The sequence below is a fragment of the Streptomyces sp. NPDC003035 genome (genome assembly GCF_042888285.1).
Taxonomy (GTDB): Bacteria; Actinomycetota; Actinomycetes; order Streptomycetales; family Streptomycetaceae; genus Streptomyces.
In genome coordinates, this window is sequence record NZ_JBIAPJ010000004.1 from 417,819 (window position 1) to 439,150 (window position 21,332).

The 21,332-nt window shown below is 70.2% G+C and carries 21 protein-coding genes and 1 tRNA gene; 10 read left to right on the top strand and 12 right to left on the bottom strand.

Annotated features, from left to right (window positions below; genetic code table 11):
• Positions 1-9 precede the first annotated feature (9 nt).
• The 5 genes from ACFYV5_RS15105 (at position 10) to pknB (ending at position 7,297) form a co-directional block, all read left to right on the top strand.
• Positions 10-534: an FHA domain-containing protein gene (locus ACFYV5_RS15105; RefSeq protein WP_389168530.1), complete on the top strand. Its 525-nt coding sequence runs from the start codon at positions 10-12 to the stop codon at positions 532-534.
• Between the two features lie 176 nt (positions 535-710).
• On the top strand, positions 711-2,198 hold the full coding sequence (locus tag ACFYV5_RS15110) for a Stp1/IreP family PP2C-type Ser/Thr phosphatase (protein WP_355110681.1): 1,488 nt from the start codon (positions 711-713) through the stop codon (positions 2,196-2,198).
• Positions 2,199-2,224: 26 nt separating this feature from the next.
• Positions 2,225-3,655: an FtsW/RodA/SpoVE family cell cycle protein gene (locus ACFYV5_RS15115; RefSeq protein ID WP_355110682.1), complete on the top strand. Its 1,431-nt coding sequence runs from the start codon at positions 2,225-2,227 to the stop codon at positions 3,653-3,655.
• Positions 3,652-5,118: a penicillin-binding transpeptidase domain-containing protein gene (locus ACFYV5_RS15120; protein ID WP_355110683.1), complete on the top strand. Its 1,467-nt coding sequence runs from the start codon at positions 3,652-3,654 to the stop codon at positions 5,116-5,118. The genes ACFYV5_RS15115 and ACFYV5_RS15120 overlap by 4 nt, the downstream gene beginning before the upstream one ends.
• A 163-nt stretch (positions 5,119-5,281) precedes the next feature.
• A complete protein-coding gene (gene pknB / locus ACFYV5_RS15125; RefSeq protein WP_389168533.1) occupies positions 5,282-7,297 on the top strand; it encodes a Stk1 family PASTA domain-containing Ser/Thr kinase in 2,016 nt (671 codons plus the stop codon).
• A gap of 149 nt (positions 7,298-7,446) precedes the next feature.
• Here the strand turns inward: pknB and ACFYV5_RS15130 are convergent, their stop codons facing one another.
• From ACFYV5_RS15130 to ACFYV5_RS15155, 6 genes are read right to left on the bottom strand one after another with little or no spacing between them, the layout of a single operon-like run.
• Positions 7,447-8,121, bottom strand: coding sequence for a class E sortase (locus ACFYV5_RS15130; RefSeq protein WP_355110685.1), 675 nt, complete (start codon positions 8,119-8,121; stop codon positions 7,447-7,449).
• 39 nt (positions 8,122-8,160) lie between these two features.
• Positions 8,161-9,249, bottom strand: coding sequence for a class E sortase (locus tag ACFYV5_RS15135; protein WP_389168535.1), 1,089 nt, complete (start codon positions 9,247-9,249; stop codon positions 8,161-8,163).
• Positions 9,246-9,884, bottom strand: coding sequence for an aminodeoxychorismate/anthranilate synthase component II (locus ACFYV5_RS15140; protein WP_355110687.1), 639 nt, complete (start codon positions 9,882-9,884; stop codon positions 9,246-9,248). Before ACFYV5_RS15140 ends, ACFYV5_RS15135 begins: the two co-directional genes overlap by 4 nt.
• Positions 9,884-10,051: a hypothetical protein gene (locus tag ACFYV5_RS15145; RefSeq protein WP_355111018.1), complete on the bottom strand. Its 168-nt coding sequence runs from the start codon at positions 10,049-10,051 to the stop codon at positions 9,884-9,886. The genes ACFYV5_RS15140 and ACFYV5_RS15145 overlap by 1 nt, the downstream gene beginning before the upstream one ends.
• 55 nt (positions 10,052-10,106) lie before the next feature.
• Positions 10,107-10,802 (bottom strand): class E sortase, encoded by a 696-nt coding sequence (locus ACFYV5_RS15150; protein WP_389168537.1) that lies wholly within the window; start codon positions 10,800-10,802, stop codon positions 10,107-10,109.
• A gap of 33 nt (positions 10,803-10,835) precedes the next feature.
• Entirely contained in the window at positions 10,836-11,603 is a 768-nt protein-coding gene (locus ACFYV5_RS15155) for a DUF881 domain-containing protein (RefSeq protein ID WP_389168539.1), read from the bottom strand.
• 151 nt (positions 11,604-11,754) lie between these two features.
• Between ACFYV5_RS15155 and crgA the strand changes: the two genes are divergently transcribed.
• Positions 11,755-12,009 carry a cell division protein CrgA gene (gene crgA / locus ACFYV5_RS15160; RefSeq protein WP_355110690.1) on the top strand — a complete coding sequence of 85 codons (255 nt, stop codon included), beginning with the start codon at positions 11,755-11,757 and terminating at the stop codon, positions 12,007-12,009.
• Between the two features lie 285 nt (positions 12,010-12,294).
• Here the strand turns inward: crgA and ACFYV5_RS15165 are convergent, their stop codons facing one another.
• Both ACFYV5_RS15165 and ACFYV5_RS15170 read right to left on the bottom strand, forming a co-directional pair.
• Positions 12,295-13,161: a rhomboid family intramembrane serine protease gene (locus tag ACFYV5_RS15165; protein ID WP_389168540.1), complete on the bottom strand. Its 867-nt coding sequence runs from the start codon at positions 13,159-13,161 to the stop codon at positions 12,295-12,297.
• A gap of 86 nt (positions 13,162-13,247) precedes the next feature.
• The gene (locus ACFYV5_RS15170) at positions 13,248-13,775 is read right to left on the bottom strand and encodes a peptidylprolyl isomerase (protein WP_389168542.1); all 528 of its coding nucleotides are present in this window, start codon (positions 13,773-13,775) and stop codon (positions 13,248-13,250) included.
• A gap of 168 nt (positions 13,776-13,943) precedes the next feature.
• On the opposite strand from ACFYV5_RS15170, the gene ACFYV5_RS15175 reads away from it, so the two are divergent.
• Positions 13,944-14,702: a DUF5324 family protein gene (locus ACFYV5_RS15175; protein ID WP_355110987.1), complete on the top strand. Its 759-nt coding sequence runs from the start codon at positions 13,944-13,946 to the stop codon at positions 14,700-14,702.
• Positions 14,703-14,804: 102 nt separating this feature from the next.
• On the opposite strand, the gene ACFYV5_RS15180 is transcribed toward ACFYV5_RS15175, so the two are convergent.
• The gene (locus tag ACFYV5_RS15180; protein ID WP_389168544.1) at positions 14,805-16,214 is read right to left on the bottom strand and encodes a DUF6344 domain-containing protein; all 1,410 of its coding nucleotides are present in this window, start codon (positions 16,212-16,214) and stop codon (positions 14,805-14,807) included.
• A 399-nt stretch (positions 16,215-16,613) separates the two neighbouring features.
• On the opposite strand from ACFYV5_RS15180, the gene ACFYV5_RS15185 reads away from it, so the two are divergent.
• Positions 16,614-17,036 (top strand): STAS domain-containing protein, encoded by a 423-nt coding sequence (locus tag ACFYV5_RS15185; protein ID WP_355110695.1) that lies wholly within the window; start codon positions 16,614-16,616, stop codon positions 17,034-17,036.
• A 330-nt stretch (positions 17,037-17,366) separates the two neighbouring features.
• Here the strand turns inward: ACFYV5_RS15185 and ACFYV5_RS15190 are convergent.
• Positions 17,367-17,439: transfer RNA gene (locus ACFYV5_RS15190), tRNA-Ala, on the bottom strand.
• A gap of 128 nt (positions 17,440-17,567) precedes the next feature.
• On the opposite strand from ACFYV5_RS15190, the gene ACFYV5_RS15195 reads away from it, so the two are divergent.
• Both ACFYV5_RS15195 and ACFYV5_RS15200 read left to right on the top strand, forming a co-directional pair.
• Positions 17,568-18,116, top strand: a complete 549-nt coding sequence (locus ACFYV5_RS15195; RefSeq protein WP_355110696.1) for a DNA-binding protein — start codon at positions 17,568-17,570, stop codon at positions 18,114-18,116.
• Positions 18,117-18,177: 61 nt separating this feature from the next.
• On the top strand, positions 18,178-19,491 hold the full coding sequence (locus tag ACFYV5_RS15200) for a protein kinase (RefSeq protein WP_389168547.1): 1,314 nt from the start codon (positions 18,178-18,180) through the stop codon (positions 19,489-19,491).
• Between the two features lie 9 nt (positions 19,492-19,500).
• On the opposite strand, the gene ACFYV5_RS15205 is transcribed toward ACFYV5_RS15200, so the two are convergent.
• Both ACFYV5_RS15205 and ACFYV5_RS15210 read right to left on the bottom strand, forming a co-directional pair.
• Positions 19,501-20,787, bottom strand: a complete 1,287-nt coding sequence (locus tag ACFYV5_RS15205; RefSeq protein ID WP_389168953.1) for a hypothetical protein — start codon at positions 20,785-20,787, stop codon at positions 19,501-19,503.
• Between the two features lie 158 nt (positions 20,788-20,945).
• Positions 20,946-21,332, bottom strand: a complete 387-nt coding sequence (locus ACFYV5_RS15210; RefSeq protein ID WP_389168549.1) for a hypothetical protein — start codon at positions 21,330-21,332, stop codon at positions 20,946-20,948.

A 21,332-nucleotide genomic window follows, 5' to 3' on the forward strand; every position in this document is an offset into this window, starting at 1 on the left:
GCGGGGGCAATGTCAGAGCTGACCCTGACGGTCATGCGGCTGGGTTTCCTGGCCGTTCTGTGGCTGTTCGTGATCGTGGCCGTCCAGGTCATCCGCAGCGACCTGTTCGGCACGCGTGTCACGCAGCGCGGTTCGCGCCGCCAGGACGCCCGTCCGCAGCAGAACGCACGCCAGGCGGCCACCGCGCCGCCTCAGCAGCGCGGACAGCAGAACACGGGCGGCGGGCGGCAGCGCCGCGGCGCCCCGACCAAGCTGGTCGTCTCCGAGGGCACCCTCACCGGCACGACGGTCGCCCTGCAGGGGCAGACCATCACGCTGGGGCGGGCCCACGACTCGACGATCGTGCTGGACGACGACTACGCGTCCAGCCGCCATGCCAGGATCTACCCGGACCGGGACGGCCAGTGGATCGTCGAGGATCTCGGGTCCACCAACGGCACGTATCTCGACCGGACCCGCCTCACCACGGCCACGCCGATTCCGCTGGGCGCGCCGATCCGCATCGGCAAGACCGTCATCGAGCTGCGGAAGTAGTGCTACGTCATGAATGAGCGCGAGCGGAGCGAGCCGGCCGAGGCGGTTCCCACGGCGGGCCGCGCGGCGGACCGCCAGGTCCCGGCCGCGTCCCGGCACGGGCTCCCGACCGGAGGGTGGGCAGTGTGGCTCGAGACCGGCTGTACCCCGAGGCGGCGTCGACAGGGCAGGTGCGCATGAGTCTGTCACTGCGCTTCGCCGCCGGGTCGCACAAGGGCATGATCCGCGAGGGCAACGAGGACTCCGGCTACGCCGGTCCCCGGCTGCTCGCCATCGCCGACGGCATGGGCGGCCAGGCCGCCGGTGAGGTCGCCTCCTCCGAGGTGATCTCCACCCTCGTCACCCTCGACGACGACGTCCCCAGCTCGGACATCCTCACCTCGCTCGGTGCCGCGGTGCAGCGCGCCAACGACCAGCTGCGGATGATGGTCGAGGAGGACCCCCAGCTGGAGGGCATGGGCACCACGCTCACCGCCCTGCTGTGGACCGGTCAGCGCCTCGGCCTGGTGCACGTCGGCGACTCCCGGGCGTACCTGCTGCGCGACGGGGTGCTCACGCAGATCACCCAGGACCACACCTGGGTGCAGCGCCTCGTCGACGAGGGCCGGATCACCGAGGAAGAGGCCACGACCCACCCGCAGCGCTCGCTCCTCATGCGGGCGCTGGGCAGTGGCGACCATGTCGAACCGGATCTGTCGATCCGTGAGGTGCGGGCCGGCGACCGGTACCTGATCTGCTCCGACGGGCTGTCCGGAGTCGTCTCCCACCAGACGATGGAGGACACCCTCGCCAGCTATCAGGGCCCGCAGGAGACCGTGCAGGAGCTGATCCAGCTCGCGCTGCGCGGCGGTGGCCCCGACAACATCACGGTGATCGTGGCCGACGTCCTGGACGTCGACGGCGGCGACACCCTCGCCGGTCAGCTCAGCGACACCCCGGTGATCGTGGGCGCGGTCGCCGAGAACCAGGTGCAGCAGGCCGACGGCGGGGCGATGCAGACCCCGGCCGGCCGGGCCTCCGGGCTGGGCCGCACGGCGCCGCACCAGCAGCCCCCCGCGGGCGGCTTCGGCCCGCCCGGCAGCGGCGACGACCACGGTTACGGCGGGATGCCTCCGCAGGGCTCCTTCGGGGCCTACAGCGACGAGAACCTCGACAAGTACGCCAAGCCGCGCACCGGCCGTAAGTGGCTGAAGCGGAGCTTCTTCCTGCTCCTGGCGCTCGCCGTGCTCGGCGGCGGCGCGTACGGCGGTTACCGCTGGACGCAGACCCAGTACTACGTCGGCTCCAAGGACGAGCACGTGGCGCTGTACCGGGGCATCAGTCAGGACCTGGCGTGGGTCTCGCTCTCGGAGGTCCAGAAGGACCACCCCGAGATCGAACTCAAGTACCTCCCGCCGTACCAGCGCAAGCAGGTCGAGGACACGATCGCCGGCGGCAGCCTCGGCAAGGCGCAGACGAAGATCGCGGAGCTCTCCGCGCAGGCGTCGGCGTGCAAGAAGGCCGAGCAGCGCCGCGAGGCCGCCGACAAGGCCGCGGACCAGGCGAGCAAGCCGCCCGCCGACGGTTCCACCCCCGACTCCAAGCCCACCACAGCCGCTCCCTCCCCGAGCCCCACCCTCACGGAGGACGAGCAGAAGCTGGCCTCGAACTGCGGCAAGCAGTAAGCACCCGTAGGGGGCCTTTCACCACCATGAGCGTTGTCACCAACACGACCACCATCGGCGCGATCGAGGCGCCGAGCCGGCGCAACACCGAGCTGGCGCTGCTGGCGTTCGCCGTCGTCATCCCGGTGTTCGCCTACCTCAACGTGGGCCTGGCGATCGACGGCGAGGTGCCCGCGGGCATGCTCGGGTACGGGCTGGGCCTCGGCCTGCTCGCGAGCGTCGCGCACCTCGTGGTGCGCAAGTTCGCGCCGTACGCCGACCCGCTGCTGCTGCCGCTGGCGACCCTGCTGAACGGCATGGGCCTGGTGCTGATCTGGCGTCTGGACCAGTCGCCGCGCATCATCGCCCGTTACAAGACCTTCAGCCCGGACGCCCCGAGCCAGATGCTGTACTCGGCGATCGCGGTCGCGATGTTCGTGGGTGTCCTGCTGATCCTGAAGGATCACCGGGTCCTCCAGCGCTACACGTACATCTCGATGGTGGCGGCCCTCGTGCTGCTGCTGCTGCCGCTCGTGCCGGGCCTCGGCGCCGACGTCTTCGGCGCCAAGATCTGGATCAACGTCGGCGGTTTCTCCATCCAGCCCGGTGAGTTCGCCAAACTGGTCCTGGCGGTGTTCTTCTCCGGCTATCTGATGGTGAAAAGGGACGCGCTGGCCCTGGCCAGCCGCCGCTTCATGGGCCTCTACCTGCCGCGTGGCCGTGACCTCGGCCCGATCCTCACCATCTGGGCCGTCAGCCTTCTCATCCTGGTCTTCGAGAACGATCTCGGTACGTCGCTGCTGTTCTTCGGCATGTTCGTGATCATGCTGTACGTGGCGACGGAGCGGACCAGCTGGGTCGTCATGGGTCTGCTGATGTCCACCGCCGGCGCCGTCGTGGTCGGCTCCACCGCCACCCACGTCAAGTCCCGCGTGGCCGCCTGGCTCGACCCCTTCGAGTGCCTGAAGACGGCCCCCGAGGGATCGAACATGGCCGCCGCCTGTGACCAGATGACCCAGGTGCTGATGTCCTTCGGCTCCGGCGGCATCCTGGGCACCGGCCTCGGCCAGGGCAACTCCGACCTGATCGGCTTCGCCGCCAACTCCGACTTCATCTTCGCCACCGTCGGCGAGGAGCTCGGACTGGCCGGCGTCATGGTCTTCCTGCTCCTGTACGGCCTGATCATCGAGCGCGGTGTCCGCACCGCGCTCGCGGCCCGCGACCCGTTCGGCAAGCTGCTCGCGATGGGCCTGTCCGGCGCCTTCGCGCTCCAGGTCTTCGTCGTCGCCGGCGGTGTGATGGGCCTGATCCCGCTGACCGGTATGACGATGCCGTTCCTCGCGTACGGCGGTTCCTCCGTGATCGCCAACTGGGCCCTGATCGGCATCCTGATCCGGATCAGCGACACCGCGCGCCGCCCGGCGCCCGCCCCCGCACCGTCCCCCGACGCCGAGATGACCCAGGTGGTCCGTCCGTGAACAAGCCCCTGCGCCGGGTCGCCGTCTTCTGCGGCCTGCTGGTCCTCGCCCTGCTGCTCCGCGACAACTGGCTCCAGTACGTCCGCGCCGACGAGCTGAACGCGCACCCGAAGAACCGCCGCGTCACGATCGAGCGGTACGCCAACGAGCGCGGCAACATCATCGTGGACGGCAAGCGCATCACCGGCTCCGTGGACTCCCAGGACCCGTACTACCGGTTCAAGCGGACCTACATCGACGGCCCCATGTGGGCGCCGGTGACCGGCTACGCCTCGCAGGCGTACGACGCCAACCAGCTCGAGAAGATCGAGGACGGCATCCTCACCGGCAACGACGACCGGCTCTTCTTCGACCGCACCCTGTCGATGTTCACGGGCGACAAGAAGAAGGGCGGCAACGTCGTCACGACGCTGAGCGGCGCCGCCCAGAAGGCCGCCTTCGAGGGCCTCGGCAGCAAGACGGGCGCGGTCGTGGCCATCGAGCCGAAGACCGGCAAGATCCTCGCGCTCGCCTCGACCCCTTCGTACGACCCCTCCTCCTTCGCCGGCTACTCCGCGAAGGACGAGAAGGCGTGGGTCGCGCTGGAGAAGGACAAGAGCAAGCCGAAGCTCAACCGCGCCCTGCGCGAGATCTACCCGCCCGGCTCCGTCTTCAAGGTCGTCACGGCGGCCGCGGCGCTGGAGAGCGGCAAGGTCACCGACATCAACGCGCCGACGGACACCCCCGAGCCGTACAAGATCCCGCTTTCGACGAAGAACATGGTCAACCACGCGAGCGGGTGTGAGAACGCCAGCCTGAACAAGGCGCTGGAGGTCTCCTGCAACTCCGTCTTCGCCAAGCTCGGTGACGACGTCGGCCGCGACAAGATGGTCGAGACGGCCGAGAAGTTCGGCTTCAACGCGGAGCAGTTCACCCCGGTCCGCTCGGCGGCCTCCGTCTACGACAAGCAGATGGACCGCGGCGGTAACGCGCTGTCCTCCATCGGCCAGTTCAACACCGCGACCACCCCGCTCCAGATGGCCATGGTCACGGCCGCGATCGCCAATGACGGCAAGCTGATGAAGCCGTACATGATCGACAAGCTCGAGGCGCCGAACCTCGACGTGATCAAGCAGAACGAGCCCGAGGAGATGAGCCGTCCGGTCTCCGCGCAGACCGCGCAGCAGCTCCAGCGGATGATGGAGAACGTCGTCGAGAACGGCACGGGCGGCAAGGCCGATCTGAACATGGACGGCGTGAAGGTCGGCGGCAAGACGGGTACGGCCCAGCACGGCGAGAAGAACGCCAAGCGTCCCTACGCCTGGTTCATCTCCTACGCCAAGACCGACCAGGGCTCCCCGGTCGCCGTCGCCGTGATCGTCGAGGACTCCGCCGGCACGAACCGCGAGGACATCAGCGGTGGCGGTCTCGCCGCCCCGATCGCCCGGGATGTCATGAAGGCGGTAGTGAAGAGCAGGGGCTGACCCTGCGGCCGGGCACTGGCCAGTACCGGCCAGGTACCGGTCAGGTATCAGGTGCCGGTCGCGGGCGGAACGCCTTCCCGTGGCCGGTAGCGTATGCGCGAACAGCACACCGCCGGACCACACACGGGTGCGGTCGGGACAGACGGAGAGGGCTGGATCAGTTATGGAAGAGCCGCGTCGCCTCGGCGGCCGGTACGAGCTGGGCTCGGTGCTCGGCCGTGGTGGCATGGCGGAGGTCTACCTCGCCCACGACACCCGGCTCGGCCGCACCGTCGCCGTGAAGACGCTGCGGGCCGACCTCGCCCGCGACCCGTCCTTCCAGGCCCGGTTCCGCCGTGAGGCCCAGTCGGCCGCCTCGCTCAACCACCCCGCGATCGTCGCTGTCTACGACACCGGCGAGGACATGGTGTACGACAGCGCCTCGGGCGGGGGCTCCGGCGTCTCCATCCCGTACATCGTGATGGAGTACGTGGACGGCTCGACCCTGCGTGAGCTGCTGCACTCCGGGCGCAAGCTGCTGCCCGAGCGCACGCTCGAGATGACGGTCGGCATCCTCCAGGCGCTGGAGTACTCGCACCGCGCCGGCATCGTGCACCGTGACATCAAGCCGGCGAACGTCATGCTGACGCGGACCGGTCAGGTCAAGGTCATGGACTTCGGCATCGCGCGCGCCATGGGCGACGCGGGCATGACCATGACGCAGACCGCGGCGGTCATCGGCACGGCGCAGTACCTCTCCCCTGAGCAGGCCAAGGGCGAGCAGGTCGACGCCCGCTCCGACCTGTACTCCACCGGCTGTCTGCTGTACGAGCTGCTGACCGTCCGGCCGCCCTTCGTGGGCGACTCACCGGTCGCGGTCGCGTACCAGCACGTACGGGAGGAGCCGCAGCCGCCGAGCAACTTCGACCCCGAGATCACGCCGTCGATGGACGCCATCGTCCTGAAGGCGCTGGTCAAGGACCCCGACTACCGCTACCAGTCCGCGGACGAGATGCGGGCCGACATCGAGGCCTGCCTCGACGGGCAGCCGGTCGCGGCAGCGGCCGCGATGGGTGCGGCGGGGTACGGCGGCGGTTACGGAAACGGTTACGGCGGCTACCCGCCGGACGACCAGCCGACGACGGCGCTGCGCCAGACCGACCCGGCCGGCCAGACCTCGATGCTTCCGCCGATGAACCCGGACGACGGCGGCTATGGCTACGACGACCGTCCGGACCGCCGCCGCCAGCAGAAGAAGTCGAACACCTCGACGATCCTGCTGGTGCTCGCGGGCATCCTGGTGCTGGTCGGCGCGATCCTGATCGGCCAGGCGGTGTTCAAGACCAAGGAAGGCGCGGACCAGGTGCCCGTGCCGCAACTGGTCGGCCACACGCTCAAGGAAGCCGAGGGCCTGGCGACCAACGCCCAGGTGAAGGTGGCCCAGTCGGGCTCCGAGCGCTGTGACCAGCCCGCGGGCAAGATCTGTAGCCAGACCCCCGTGGCCGACGGCGTGGCCAAGATGAACATCGGCGAGACGATCTCCGTCGTCGTCTCCGAGGGCGCGCCGCAGGTCGAGGTCCCGGACGTCACCGAGAAGTCGCAGGAGAGCGCGGAGCAGTCCCTCAAGGACAAGGGCTTCAAGGTCAAGATCAAGTACCAGGAGTCCGACGAAGAGGTCGGCCGCGTCCTCGAGCAGAACCCGCCGGGCGGCTCCAAGGCCGAGCAGAACTCCGAGGTCACGATCACGGTGGCGAAGAAGAAGCAGACACGGCTTCCCGACGTCACCGGCCGGGACGTCAATCTCGCGATCCAGCAGCTCAACCAGCTCGGGTTCACCAACATCACCCAGCAGCCGGAGGACTCGCAGCAGCCCGCCGGCACGGTCCTCGGCCAGAGCCCCGACGGTGAGACGCAGCAGGCCAAGGACGTCCAGATCACGCTGAAGGTCTCCAAGGGCCCGCAGCAGACCCAGACGACGATCCCGACGGGTCTCACGGGCAAGAAGTTCGAGGAAGTGAAGCTGCAGCTCGAGGCCTTGGGCCTGAGCGTGCAGCAGCAGGGCTCGGACAAGAACAACGCGACGGTCATGGGCACGAACCCGCCGGAGGGCAGCCCGGCCACCCCCGGTCAGACGGTCACCGTCTTCACGGTGGGCGGCGACGGCGGAAACGACGGCAACGGCGGCGGCTTCTTCGACTAGCCGCACCGCCCCCCCATGCACAGAGCCCCGGCATCCAGAAGGATGCCGGGGCTCTGTGCCTGCGCGGGATCACGCGCGGCGCCCATCCATGCCATGAAGTGAGTGGGCCTCGGCCGTCCTAGGACCACCGGCCTCCTCGTAGGAGCCGGTCACCGCAGCTCCGCCGGCGGTGTCCGCGCCGCGTCCACCTTCTCCGTGCGTTCCAGCTCGCCCCACACGATGTACCGGTAGTCCGACGTGTACATCGGCGTGCACGTCGTCAGCGTGATGTAGCGGCCCGGCTTGGTCTTGCCCGACACCTTCGGGACCGGCTGGAGGACGTCCACGTTGTACTTCGTCGTCTGCGGCAGGGACTTGTAGACCTTGTAGACGAACCACGTGTCCTTGGACTCGAAGACGATCGAGTCGCCGTTCTTCAACTTGTGGATGTTGTGGAACTTCGCCCCGTGCCCGTCCCGGTGCGCGGCGAGCGTGAAGTTGCCCTGCTTGTCCTGCGGGAGGGCCGACTTCACCGGGTCGAGGTAGTAGCCGGCGACACCGTTGTTCAGCGTCTCGGTGTCCGTGCCCTTCTTGACCAGTATCTCGCCGCCGCCCATCGCCGGGACGTGCAGGAAGCCGATGCCGTCCTTGGTGTCCAGGGCGCCCGGGCCGTCCGCCCAGCGGTCGCGGACCTGGTTGCCTTCCTTGTCGGCGGCGCGGTCGGCGAGGACGTTGGTCCACCACAGCGAGTAGACGACGAAGAGGCCGAGGACCAGGCCCGCGGTGATGAGAAGCTCACCGAAGAAACTGATGACTCCGGCGATCCGGTTGCGCGCACGTGCCACTGACGTCGTCCCGTCCTGAAGTGTGGGGGTCGTAGGGTCTCAGCCTACGAGCGCGTCCGGTTTCCCCTTGCTGCGCGGGCGTTCTTCGACCATCTTGCCCCACACGATCATGCGGTACGTACTGGTGAATTCGGGCGTGCAGGTGGTCAGCGTGATGTAACGCCCCGGCTCCGTGAAGCCCGACTGCTTCGGCACCGGGTCGATCACCGACACGTTCGACGGCGAGGTCTGGGGCAGGATGCTCGCCATCTCGTACGTGTAGTAGGCGTCCTGGGTCTCGACGACGATCGGGTCGCCGGGCTCCAGCCGGTTGATGTAGCGGAAGGGTTCGCCGTGTGTGTTGCGGTGTCCGGCCACCGCGAAGTTGCCCTGCTTGTCGGAGGGCATCGCCGTCTTCAGGGCGCCCTCCGCGTAGTGGCCGACCATGCCCCGGTCCAGGACCTTGGGCTTGTTGATCCCCTCGGCGACCGGGACGACCACGTCCAGCTTGGGGATGTACATGATGGCGAAGCCCTGCCCCGGCTCGAACGCGCCGGGGGCGCGGCCCTTGGCCCAGGCGTCCTCGATCTGCTCCTTGGCCCGGTCGGTCTGCTGACCGGCGCGCACGTTCGTCCACCACAGCTGGTACGTGACGAAGAGCAGCATGACCACGCCGAAGGTGATGAACAGCTCGCCCACCACGCGGCTGGCGACGACGCCGACGCTCTCCTTGCGGGCCCGGGCGGCCCGGCGGGCCTCGACGCGCGAGAGCGGGGCCGCGGGGGCCTCGGCGACCGGCTCAGGCGCGCCCCTGCGCCCCTTGCCCCTGCCCTTGGCGGCGCGGCGGCGCTCGGCCCTGCCGGGGCCCGGTACGGGCGCGGGAGAGGGCTCCACGGTGCGCAGGGCCATCGTCTCGTCGTGCGTGTCGTCCTGTGTCATGTCGGGCGCGGCCTCGTACGTCGTGCCGTACGCGTCGTCGTACGTCGCGAAACCCGCCTCAGGCGCCGGTATCGGCTCGTACGCGGCCGTCTCGTACTGCTGCGCCTCGTACTGCGGAGCAGGTGCCGGCGTCGGCGTCGGCGTCGGTATCGGCTCGGGCTCCTGGTCCGACAGGTTCGTCGCCCGGAACCACGGCGACCCCGCCGTCACGCGACGGCCTTGCCCACCACCGGCGCGAGCCCCGCCGACCGGCCCACCGCCCCCTTGTCGCCGCACTGCTCCAGCCAGTTGGCGAGCATCAGGTGGCCGTGCTCGGTGAGCACCGACTCGGGGTGGAACTGCACGCCTTCGACGGCCAGATCACGGTGGCGCAGCCCCATGATGATGCCGTCGTCCGTCCGCGCCGTGACCTCGAGATCGGCCGGGAGCGCCGCGGGCTCGGCGGCCAGCGAGTGGTAGCGCGTCGCGGTGAACGGCGACGGGAGGCCGGCGAACACGCCCTTGCCCTCGTGGGTGACGAGCGAGGTCTTGCCGTGCAGCAGTTCGGGGGCGCGGTCGACGACACCGCCGTACGCCACCGCCATCGACTGCATCCCCAGGCAGACGCCGAAGACGGGCACGCCGGTCGTGGCGCAGTGGCGCACCATGTCGATGCAGACACCGGCCTGTTCGGGCGCGCCGGGGCCGGGCGAGAGCAGAACGCCGTCGAAACCGTCCTGGGCGTGGTTCAGTTCGACCTCGTCGTTGCGCAGCACCTCGCACTCGGCGCCGAGCTGGTAGAGGTACTGGACGAGGTTGAAGACGAAGCTGTCGTAGTTGTCGACGACGAGAATCCGCGCGCTCACTATCGGTCCACCGTCACATCGTTGAACGGAAGCAGTGGCTCCGCCCAGGGGAACACGTACTGGAAGAGGGCGTAGACGGTCCCGAGGACGAGGACGAGCGAAAGGATCGCCCTGACCCACGCGTTGCCCGGCAGATGCCGCCAGATCCAGCCGTACATGACGTCCACTGCCCCTTCCGTTCGTTACGGGCACCAGAGTACGGGGCATCGGCGCCCTGAGGGGTCAGCCGGCCAAAGCCGGTGGCTTGCCCTGCGTCACAGGGTGGGTGGCGTCCAGGCGCCCCCAGGCGATCAGCCGGTGGCTGCTGCCCCACTCGGGCTCGCAGGTGGTGAGGGTGAGGTAGCGGCCGGGCCGGTCGAATCCGGCGGCGTTCTTCCTCAGGGGCCGGGGCACGGGGTCGATCACGCCGACGTCGGTGGGAACGGTCCGGTACGGCTTCGTGGTGATGCGGTACGTGTACCAGGTCGTGCCGTCGGTGAGGACGACCGCGTCACCCGGGCGCAGCCGGGGGAAGTCCTTGAACGGATCTCCGTACGTGCGCCGGTGCCCCGCCACGGAGAAGTTGCCGGTCTCGCCGAGGCGGGCGGTGGCGGCGTAGTGGCCGAGTCCCTTCTTCAGGACGGCCGGGGAGGTGCCCTCCAGGACGGGCCACTCCCACTTCCCGCCGAGGCGGGGGACGTACATGACGGCGATGCCCCGGCCCGGCGTGTACGCCTTCGGGGGTGGCGGGGGCGCCGCCGTGGCGTCGGGGACGGGCTGCTCGACCCACTCCTGCTGCAGGGTGTCGATCTGGCCGGCCGTGGCGCTCTCGGCCTGGACGCCGGTCCAGAACATCACGTACGCGACGAAGAGGACGATCAGGGCTCCGGCGGTGATGCACAGTTCGCTGAACGTCCTGACGATCATTCGCACCGCCACCGGCCGGGCCTCCCCGCAGTCAGCTCACAGCAGTCAGCTCACAGGCTTCGCGTAGTGGAGATCCACTGTGCCGGAGTAGCCGGGAAGAGTCACCGCCCTGTGCTCGTCCACTTTCCAGCCGAGCCCGTACGCCTTCACGTACAGCTGGTAGTTCTGGACGGCGGGCGAGTCGGCGAGCGCCTTGTTCAGCTTCCCTCGGTCGCCCACAGCGGTGATCTTGTACGGAGGCGAGTAGACGCGGCCCTGGAGGATCAGGGTGTTGCCCACGCAGCGCACGGCGCTGGTGGAGATCAGCCGCTGGTCCATGACCTTGATGCCCTGGGCCCCGCCCTTCCACAGGGCGTTCACGACGGCCTGGAGGTCCTGCTGGTGGATGACGAGGTCGTTGGCCTGCGGCTCGGGGTAGCCGGGGGCGGCCTGGGCGTTCGGCGGGGCGTCGTTGAGGGTGACGGTCAGGCCGGATCCCGAGGTCGGGGTGGTCCCGGCGGCGGTCTCCAGGGCGCGCAGCTTCTCGTCCTCGGCGCGGGTGGAGCCGTCGTCGCGGGCGGCGAGGGCGTCGACCTGTCCGCGCAGGGTGGCGGTGGACTCGTCCAGGCCGGCGTTCTTGTGGCTGCGCTCCTGGATCAGGTCGGAGAGCCTCAGCAGGGAGGCGTCCGTCCGGATGTTGGTGCCCTTCGCGGTGTTGAAACTGGTCACGAAGATCAGTCCGGCGAGGGCGAAAACGGCAGCGGTCAGCACCCGGACGGGGCGCCACCTGGTGGGTCGGCCCGGCCCGGGGGAGGAGACGGCGGAATTGCTCAACGTACCCTGATCCCCTTCGGTGCCGCGGAACCACTACGCTAACGGACGCCCGGGGGACGCAGTGGTCCTCCTACGTCACCCAGCCGTCCCGCCCCGGCGCCAGCCACAGTTCCCTGCGCGGTCACGCAGCGCATCGACAGGAGAGTCCCTCGTGCCGAAGTCACGTATCCGCAAGAAGGCCGACTTCACGCCCCCGCCCGCCAAGCAGGCCACCAACATCAAGCTGACCAACCGCAGCTGGGTGGCTCCCGTGATGCTGGCGCTGTTCGCGATCGGGCTGGTGTGGATCGTCGTCTTCTACGTCACCGACGGAACGCTGCCGGTGAAGTCCCTCAACAACTGGAACATCGTGGTGGGCTTCGGCTTCATCGCCGCGGGGTTCGGCGTCTCCACCCAGTGGAAGTAGCTTTTCCGCGCCCTGCTCGTCAAGCCCTGCCCTGAACTTATCCACAGCGTTGTGCACAGCACTGGATAACTTACGAAGATCTGTGGATAACTCCAGGGTAGGTTGACGCCGGTGTGACTGCCGCACGCCCGCCAAAAGAGTGCCCCGCCCCTCGCCGCCGCTGGAAAATCCCAGCTCAGCGGCGAGGGGCGCAGTCGTTCCCCAGGGGATCCGCACGAGCCGCCACGCGCTGTGGATAACTCTGGGGAAAGCTTTACCGGGGAGCTCGTCCACAGCCCTCGACGCTCAGGTGAGCGCGGCCGAGCGGGCGAGGATGAGGCCCAGGTCGATCAGGAGCACCAGTCCACAGGCCGTGTACTGGACGACGTTCCGCCGGGCCCGGGGGGCGTGCAGCAGGCCGTAGGCCACCAGGGCGCCGCCGACGAGGCCGCCGATGTGCGCCTCCCAGGAGATGCCGGGGCGGGTGAAGGTCAGCAGCAGCGACAGGGCCACGAAGAGGACCACCGGCCGCATGTCGTAGCGCTGCCTGCGGGTGAGCACCGCCCAGGCGCCGATCAGGCCGAAGACGACGCCGGAGGCGCCCAGCGAGGGCTGGTTCGGCGCCGCGAGCAGATAGGCGAGCGCGGAACCGGAGAGTCCGGAGAGCAGACAGAGCAGGGCGTAGCGGCTCCGGCCGAGCTCCGGCTCCACGATCCCGCCGATGACCCACAGCCCCAGCATGTTGAAGAGGAAGTGCATGACCTCCTGGTGGAGGACGGTCGAGGTCAGCAGCCGGTACCACTCGCCCTCCGCGACGCCCACCACTTCGCCGTTCAGAAGGATGGTGTTGCCGCCGATCAGCGTCAGCTCGTCGACGAGCCGGTCGCCGGCCACCTGGACGGCGATGAAGAGGGCGAGGTTGATCGCGATGAGGATCTTGGTGACGAAGCGCCCGTCGGCCGCGACCCGGCCGCCGGCGAGCGTACGGGGCTGGTTGGCGTCGGGCGCGTGGCCCGTGCCGGAGCCGTTCCGCACACAGTCCGGGCACTGGAAGCCGACGGAGGCGGAGACCATGCACTGCGGGCAGATCGGCTTGTCGCAGCGGGTGCAGCGGATGCCTGTCTCGACGTCCGGGTGGCGGTAACAGCGCGGCAGGCCGGACTGCGGCTCCATGGAGATCCCTCCCGAGGAGATGGGGCGGCGAGGCAGCGCCCCGCCCTCCTGATACGGACGGGCGGGGCGGAAAGGTTCCCGTGCGGTCAGCGGGTCTCGATGACGACGGACTCCAGGACCACGTCGGCGAGGGGACGCGTGGTCTTCGCGTTGACGGGCGTCGCGGCGATCGCGTCGACGACCTTCTTGCTCTCCGCGCCGACGACCTCGCCGAAGATCGTGTGCTTGCGGTTCAGCCAGGTCGTCGCCCCGAGCGTGATGAAGAACTGCGAACCGTTGGTGCCCGGACCCGCGTTGGCCATCGCCAGCAGGTAGGGGCGGTCGAAGAAGAGCTCCGGGTGGAACTCGTCGGCGAACTCGTACCCCGGCCCGCCCGTGCCGTTCCCCAGCGGATCGCCGCCCTGGATCATGAAGCCCTCGATGACCCGGTGGAAGACGGTGCCGTCGTACAAACGGTCCGCGGCGACCTTTCCGGTGACCGGGTGCGTCCACTCCCGCTCGCCCTGCGCGAGTTCGGTGAAGTTTCTGACCGTCTTCGGGGCGTGGTTCGGCAGCAGCCGAATCTCGATGTCGCCCAGGCTGGTCTTGAGGGTGGCGTAGAGCTGCTCGGCCACGGTCCGCCTTCCGTAAGTCTCCACTGACGCGCATCGCATCCTCGCACGGAAGAGACAGGGGAATGCCCCGGATGCCCGCCCCGCATGCCGGACCGCGCCGCGGCAGGCATGATTTCGAAATGGGTGGAAAGGCGAAAAACCGATGAGGCCACCGACGAGGAGGATCCCGTGACCCGGATGGACAGCGTGCGCGCCGCGACCGATTCGGCCAAGGACAGCGTGCTGCACGCCGCGGACGTGGTGGCGCCCTACGCCGGCACGGCCAAGCACCAGGCCGTGCAGTACGCCGGCACGGCCAAGGACCACGCCGCGCTCTATGCGCACGAGGCACGGGTCCGGCTCGCGCCGAAAGTCTCGAAGGCGGCTCAGCGGGCCCGTAAGCAGGCTCGTATGCAGTACGCCTGCCATGTCGCACCGCATGTACCGCCGCGGGTCGACGAGGCCGCACAGCGTGCCGCGCACGTCACCCGCAAGGCCGCCCGTCAGGCGGCCGACTACACCGTTCCGCGTGTCGAGCACGCGGTCGCCGCGACCGGTCCCGTCCTCGACGAGGCGGGTTCGCGTTCGGTGGCCGCCTGGGCCGCGCTGCGCGGACAGGTGACACCGAAGGAAATTCAGAAGATCGTGAGGAAGCACGAGCGTCGGGCCAGGGCCGGACGCCTCGCCAAGGGACTGGCGGTCCTCGGCGTGCTGGCCGGCGGCGCCTTCGCCGCGTGGAAGTGGTGGGACAAGCAGGCCAACCCGGACTGGCTGGTCGAACCGCCCGCTCCCACCGAGGTCGATGAGGGCCTGTCGGAACCGTCGTCCCTGACGTCGCCGCTGTCGTCCGTCGACGGCAGTGGGGCTCTCGATCCTGAGGTGGAGGCCAAGGAGGCCGAAGCCGGAAGCGAAGCCGAGACCGATACGGATCGCGACGACCGTCGCTGACGCCGCCCGCGGGCTGCCTCCGCGTGGTGCGGTGGCGTCTCCGGCAGGGAGGTCTCGTGCGGTGGAACGTGGGGCGCGGGGAGCATCTCGACTCCCTGCGCCCTACTTCGCCGTCGCGGCGAGTGCGAGGTCCGACAGCTCCGACTGGTCCGCGAGAGCGGTCTCGACCGGGGCGTCGGCGCGCAGGTGGCGGACGGAGGGCGAGGAGTTGTGCGCCTCGGCGCGGATGCGCTGCTTGATCGTGGGCGGCAGGGCGCGGTCGCGCGCGGCGGGCCACTGATACGCCGCCCGCTGTGCCGGTACGGCGGCGGTGGTGCGCGCGCCGGTGGTGGCGGAGGCCGGCTCCTCCGGCTGCTGGACGGCGGGAGCCTTTGCGGCGGTGGCGGTGCTCGCCAGGCCGACGGAGGCGAGCAGGGCGAAGAGTACGGAGATGAAGGCGGTCCAGAACTGCTTGACCTTGGCGGTGGCCATGGCCCCTCGCTTTCGTGACGTTCTCGGATGGTTCATTTCGAATTGCGCGCTTTTCGTACCTTCCTCATGATGTGGACCAGTGCCGGGATTTCTCGGAGCGACGCCGTCACCGCGCAGTTCTTCCGATGAACACCACCCGTCCGGCTCAGCGGGCGCCGACGAGCTGCGTCGCCCCGTCGGTGGCGGGCGCCTGCGCGCGCGTCCTCTCGCCCACCGGACCGCGGGTCTCGTCGCCGCGGCGGCCAGCAGGAAGATCGCGCCGAGGACGAGCCAGCCCGGCGTTCCCCAGCTCACCAGGAGCGTCGTGACGAGCAGCGGGCCGAGGGTCCGCGCGACCGGGACGCCGGTGCCGTAGAAGCCCTGGTACTGCCCGATCCGGCCGGCCGGCGCGAGGGCGAAGCCGATCTGCCAGGACCCGGCGGAGTGGCGCATCTCCGCGGCGACCTGGAGCACGGCGCCGAGGCCGAGGACCGCGACGGTCGTCCACGGCCCGAGGCCGGTGCCCGTCACGGCGAACACGGCGCAGGAGGCGAGCATGACGGCCCCGGACCGGCCCACCGCGCGCGTGGCCTGGGGAAGTCCGGTCACCGCCCTGGCCGTCCGTACCTGGAGGAGCATGACGGCCGCCGTGTTGAGCACGAACAGTGCCGAGACGATCCAGCCGGGCGCCGTGGTCCGCTCGACGATCCACAGCGGCAGGGCGAGGCTGAGCAGCGGGAGCCGCAGGAGCAACAGCGCGTTGAGGAGAGTGAGCAGCGCGTACGGGCGGTCGCGGAGCACCGCCAGGCGGGGTTCGCCGGCGGTCGCGGCCGGGGTGGCGGGCACGGACGGCAGGCCGCGCAGCACCAGGGCGCAGAGCAGGAACCCGGCCGCGTCCAGCGCGAAGAGGGACAGATAGGCGTGACGGGTGCCCGCGTGCAGGGCGAGGCCGCCGATCCCGGCGCCGACGGCGAGGCCGGCGTTGAGGGTGGACTGCAGGCGTGCCAGCACCTCCGTACGGGCCGAGGGGGCGACCAGCCCCGCCAGCAGCGCCTGGGCCACTTTCGGCCTCCCGGCCGGCGCGCCATCGGCGCCCGGCCCGCACACGGCGGGACGTGCGGCACCACCGCCCGAACAGAGACGAACGACCCACGCCGCCAGGCGAGTTCCCCTTGCTAGGGAGCTCCGGGGCGTGTCCCCGAGCCCGCGGCACCGGTCGGCTGTTCCGCCGGAGTCCCGTGCTCAGCGGCTTTGCGCCAGCGGGCTTCGCAGAACGAGTAGAGGCCGGGCCGGTTCCGGACGTCACCCCGCGCGGCCGTGGGACCTCGGTCGCCCACACGTGCCTGGCACCCTCGTCCGGGTGGACTCTTTCCCTCTTCCCGGGGATCGGCGCTGGTCACATGGAGTGAAAGGGCCGCGTGACTCGTTCCCCGGTCCCAGGGGGGCGCCGTTGAGGGAGATGTGAGTACCTCAAGCACCGCCCCGATACTGGCCCGCCCTCTCGCGACTCCCGCCCCTCCCCTCCTGCACGACTCGGGCGCGGACACCGCGCCCGGCGTCATAGTCATCGACTCCTGCACCACCCTCGGCACCACGCTGGTCGTCCGCCTCGCCGGGGAGATCGATCGTTACAGCGCCGCCCCGCTGAGTGCGCTCCTGGCCTCGGCATCCGACGACGGCTGCACCGGCCTCGTCCTGGACACCTCCCGAGTCACCTTCTGCGACTCCGGCTTCCTCGCCGCCGTCGGCTGGTGGCCCCGGCGCGGACGTCGCCTCAGACTCGTGCATCGCTCCCGGGCCGTTCAGCGCCTCCTGAACGCGGCTGCCGCATCGGGACGGCGGACGGCCCTGGCCGGCTCACCGACCGCAGCGGCCACGTCATGACGTTCATACTCCTGACCTGCGGGCCGATGCTCGCGGCGCTCCTCCTTGTCCACTGGGAACCCCGCGAGCGACGGCACCGCCGTGGTGCGCGACTTCCCCGGCCCACACCTCGCAGGACGCTGATCCACTGCCGCCTGGCGCCTCCGCTTCTGTGCTCCACGGCGTAGACAAGGGAAGGTGTCGGGGCCCGCGGCAACCGCAGGCCCCGACACCCGCACCACCATCCCCGCCCCTCGGCCCGCCATGCGTGCGCACCCACGCGCACCGCCGTGGGCACACCAAAAATGCCCCCTGAACCGCGTTTCCGCAGATCAGAGGGCATTTCACCGGTGGAGCCTAGGGGAGTCGAACCCCTGACATCTGCCATGCAAAGACAGCGCTCTACCAACTGAGCTAAGGCCCCGGAACGAGAACAGAGTACCGGGTCACACCCTCTTTCCTGCAAAAGGATTGGGACTCCCGGTCCGCGACCACGCTCCGTAAGATGCTGACGAGGTTCGCAGTGGCGAACCGCAGGGATGGGGAGAAGTAATGGACGCAGTGCAGCAAGAAGCCACGGCAAGAGCCAGGGAGCTTCAGCGCAGTTGGTACGGAGAGCCGCTGGGGGCGCTCTTCCGTCGCCTGATCGACGATCTCGGGCTGAATCAGGCGAGGCTCGCTGCTGTGCTCGGACTGTCGGCACCCATGCTCTCCCAGCTGATGAGCGGCCAGCGGGCCAAGATCGGCAACCCGGCCGTCGTGCAGCGCGTCCAGGCCCTTCAGGAGCTCGCCTCGCAGGTCGCCGACGGCAGCGTCAGCGCGGCCGAGGCCACCGACCGCATGGGCGAGATCAAGAAGTCCCAGGGCGGCTCCGTGCTGACCGGCACCAGCCAGACCACCACCAGCTCGGGCGCGCCGACCGTCCGTCGCGTGGTCCGCGAGATCCAGTCGCTGCTCCGCTCGGTCGCGGCCGCCGGCGACATCATCGATGCGGCCGACTCGCTCGCCCCCGCCCACCCGGAACTGGCAGAGTTCCTCCGGGTGTACGGCGCCGGGCGCACGGCGGACGCGGTCGCGCACTACGAGTCGCACCAGAACTGACGCGGAACAGCAGCCGGTCCGTCGGAACGGGCCGGGGACGACGGGGAGCGGGCGCAGCGCAATGGGTGAGGTCTTCGCCGGTCGGTACGAGCTGATCGACCCGATCGGACGCGGTGGCGTCGGCGCGGTGTGGCGTGCCTGGGATCACCGGCGGCGCCGCTATGTGGCGGCCAAGGTGCTCCAGCAGAGCGACGCCCACACACTGCTCCGCTTCGTCCGGGAGCAGGCGCTCCGGATCGACCACCCTCATGTCCTCGCCCCGGCCAGCTGGGCCGCCGACGACGACAAGGTGCTGTTCACCATGGATCTGGTGGCCGGCGGATCTCTGGCGCACGTCATCGGCGACTACGGTCCGCTGCCGCCGCGGTTCGTGTGCACCCTGCTCGACCAGCTGCTCTCCGGACTTGCCGCGGTGCACGCGGAGGGGGTCGTGCACCGCGACATCAAGCCGGCGAACATCCTGCTCGATGTCACCGGAACCGGGCGGCCGCATCTGCGGCTGTCCGATTTCGGCATTTCGATGCGCAAGGGCGAGCCCCGGCTCACCGAGACCAACTATGTGGTGGGGACGCCCGGTTACTTCGCGCCCGAGCAGATGATGGGCGCGGAACCGGACTTCCCGGCCGACCTCTTCGCGGTCGGCCTGGTCGCGCTCTATCTCCTCCAAGGCCAGAAGCCCGATTCCCGCGCGCTGATCGAGTACTTCATGACGCACGGGACGCCGGGAGCCCCCGAGGGCATTCCTGAGCCGCTGTGGCAGGTCCTCGCGGGCCTGCTCCAGCCGGACCCGCAGGCTCGTTTCAAGACGGCGACGGGCGTGCGCAAGGCGCTGACCTCGGCGGTCGAGATGCTGCCCGAGCCCCGCCCGGACGAGGAGCCGGTCGAGGTCTTCGACCAGATCGGCCCGCTGCCCGCCGGTTTCGGCCCGAACGGCCCCGAGGCCCCGGCCCAGGCGCAGGCCACCCCCGCCCCTGCCCCCGTACAGCCACAGCCGCACCCCCAGCCACACGCACAAGCCCTGGCACAGCCACAGCAGCCGGTGCCGAGCCCCTCCGAGACGGGCAGCTTCCACCTGTCCCCGCCCCCACAGCCGGTCGCCGCCCCCACGCAGCCCCCGGTCCCCGCCCCTTCCGCGCATACGGCCTCCCCCCATTCCGCCGCCGCGCCGGACTTCGCCCAGGCCCCGACGGCCGCGGTGTCGTACCCACAAGCCTCTACTCGTCAATACACCGCTCAGGCCGGACAGGTTCCCACCCACGCGACGCCCGCCACCCCGGCACGGCGACCGGGACCGCCCCCGAAGGTGGCGATCCCGGTCCTGGTCGTCGCGCTGATCTGCTTCGCGGTCGGCATCTGGGCACTCACCCAGACCTGACCCGACGGCCTACCAGGCCGTCGGCGGGCCGAACTGCGGCGGACCGTCCTGCGACGCGCGCGACGCGGGCGGCGCCTGCCGCGCCGCCCGGCGCCGCCCGGCGAACGTCCACAGGCCGAGCCCGACGATCAGTACGGTTCCGGCGCCGATCCCGGCCGCCGCGACCAGGGCCATGCCGGCGCTCTTCTGCGCCTGCGCCCCGCTCGCCCCGCTGGCCGCCGCGTCCCGGTCGTCGTCGGTGACCTTGAAGACCCCGGCGTCCCCGTCGTACGCGGGACCGGCCTTCGCCGTGCCGGTGACGTTCACCCTCAGGGTCAGCGGCACCGGCTTGTCCCCGTACGCCTTCGTGATCTCCGGGCTGAGCGTGGCCGACAGGTAGTACCAGCCCGCGAACCGCATGGCGTTCGTGTAGCTGTTGGAGGAGTAGCGGTTCTCGAAGGCGACCGGCCGGTGCGGATCGAGCGCCAGCGTCGCCGGCTTGCCGTCGTAACTGATGGTGTCCTGGTCGACGTGGCCGAGGGCCGGGTTGTCGAGCGACAGCACCAGCGCGTTGCTCACGTACTCGGTGGCGCCGGTGGGACTGCTACCGAGCTCCCCGGTGGCGAAGATCTGCTGCCCCCAGTCGACGGGCACCCGGTAGAAGAGCGTCTGCCCGGGCTTGATGTCGGCGCGCCACTCGCCCTGCTTCAGCGAGGTGGCGTCGTGGAAGCCCGCGCCGCCCTGCCGCTTCTGCGGGCCGCCGGAGGGCGGCGGGGGTGAGGAGGAGGGCCAGTTCTCGGGCAGCGCCGTGGGGCCGGTCTGCTTCACTCCCGGCTCGGCGAGGTACCGGATCTCCAGCTCCCAGTCGTCGGGCGTGGAGACGGCCTTGGAGGTCCGCTCGACCAGCACGTAGTAGGCACCCGCCCGCTGGCAGGTGGAGCTGTCGGGCTCGATCGTGCGGTGGGCGTACGCGGTGATGGGCCGGGTGAACCCGGCGGACTCGAACGCCGCGTCCTGGTAACCGCACTGCGAGCCCGAGCCGTCCTGGAGGCTGACCTTGATGCCGTCGCCGTACTCCGCCTTGCCGCCGGGCTTGGGCACGGCGACCACCGACACGTACGCGTTCTGCTTCGTGTCGAGATCGACCCGGTAGTAGAGCTTGCCGTCCTTCTTGATGCTGTCGCGGTAGCTCTGCCCGGCCTTCAACTGCTGTGCGTCCAGGCTGGTCGTGGCGCCCTGGACCCGCGTGGCCCCACCGTCGAAGGCGTACGGGCTCTCTCCGGCCGCCCACGCGACGCCCGGCAGCGCCGCGGCCATGAACACCGCCGCCGTGAACACCGCGGCCTTGAACACCGCGGCCTTGAACACCGCCGCCGTGGCCGGCGCGGCCATCGCCGTACCCGTCGCCGTACCCGTCGCGGCGACCGGGGACCCGGCCGCCCGCATCCTCCCGCGCTGCCTCTTCACGCGCCTTGTCACGCGCCTCTCCTCGTGTCCGTAGCCGTCCCGCCCCGTACCCGCTTCACCACGAACACCGCCGCCACGATCAGTACGACGGCTCCGCCGCCCGCCGAGGCGGCTGCGGTGACAGTCCATCCTGCCCCGCCCGTCCCTCCGCTGTCTGCGCGGGCGGGTGATTCGCCCCGCTTGTCGGACTCTCCGGCGACCGGCGCCGCACCGTGCTCCGGTCCGGCGAGCTCCTCACCGAGGACCGCGACCCGCAGGACCACGGCGATCTGGGGGGTCCGCGCGATCTCGGCGGCCTCCGCGCCGAGCGTGACCGCGATGGAGAAGCCACCGGGGGCGTGCACCGGGACGACGTTGGAGTCGCTCTCGTACCGGTTCGTCCACGCGACCGGCAC

Bases quoted from the DNA above. Each gene is read 5' to 3' on its own strand.
- ACFYV5_RS15200 (WP_389168547.1), top strand. From the start codon at position 18,178: ATGGGTGAGGTCTTCGCCGGTCGGTACGAGCTGATCGACCCGATCGGA.
- pknB (WP_389168533.1), top strand. From the start codon at position 5,282: ATGGAAGAGCCGCGTCGCCTCGGCGGCCGGTACGAGCTGGGCTCGGTG.
- ACFYV5_RS15205 (WP_389168953.1), bottom strand. From the start codon at position 20,787: ATGGCCGCGGCGCTGCCGGGCGTCGCGTGGGCGGCCGGAGAGAGCCCG.
- ACFYV5_RS15165 (WP_389168540.1), bottom strand. From the start codon at position 13,161: ATGGAGCCGCAGTCCGGCCTGCCGCGCTGTTACCGCCACCCGGACGTC.
- ACFYV5_RS15195 (WP_355110696.1), top strand. From the start codon at position 17,568: ATGGACGCAGTGCAGCAAGAAGCCACGGCAAGAGCCAGGGAGCTTCAG.
- ACFYV5_RS15105 (WP_389168530.1), top strand. From the start codon at position 10: ATGTCAGAGCTGACCCTGACGGTCATGCGGCTGGGTTTCCTGGCCGTT.
- ACFYV5_RS15110 (WP_355110681.1), top strand. From the start codon at position 711: ATGAGTCTGTCACTGCGCTTCGCCGCCGGGTCGCACAAGGGCATGATC.
- ACFYV5_RS15115 (WP_355110682.1), top strand. From the start codon at position 2,225: ATGAGCGTTGTCACCAACACGACCACCATCGGCGCGATCGAGGCGCCG.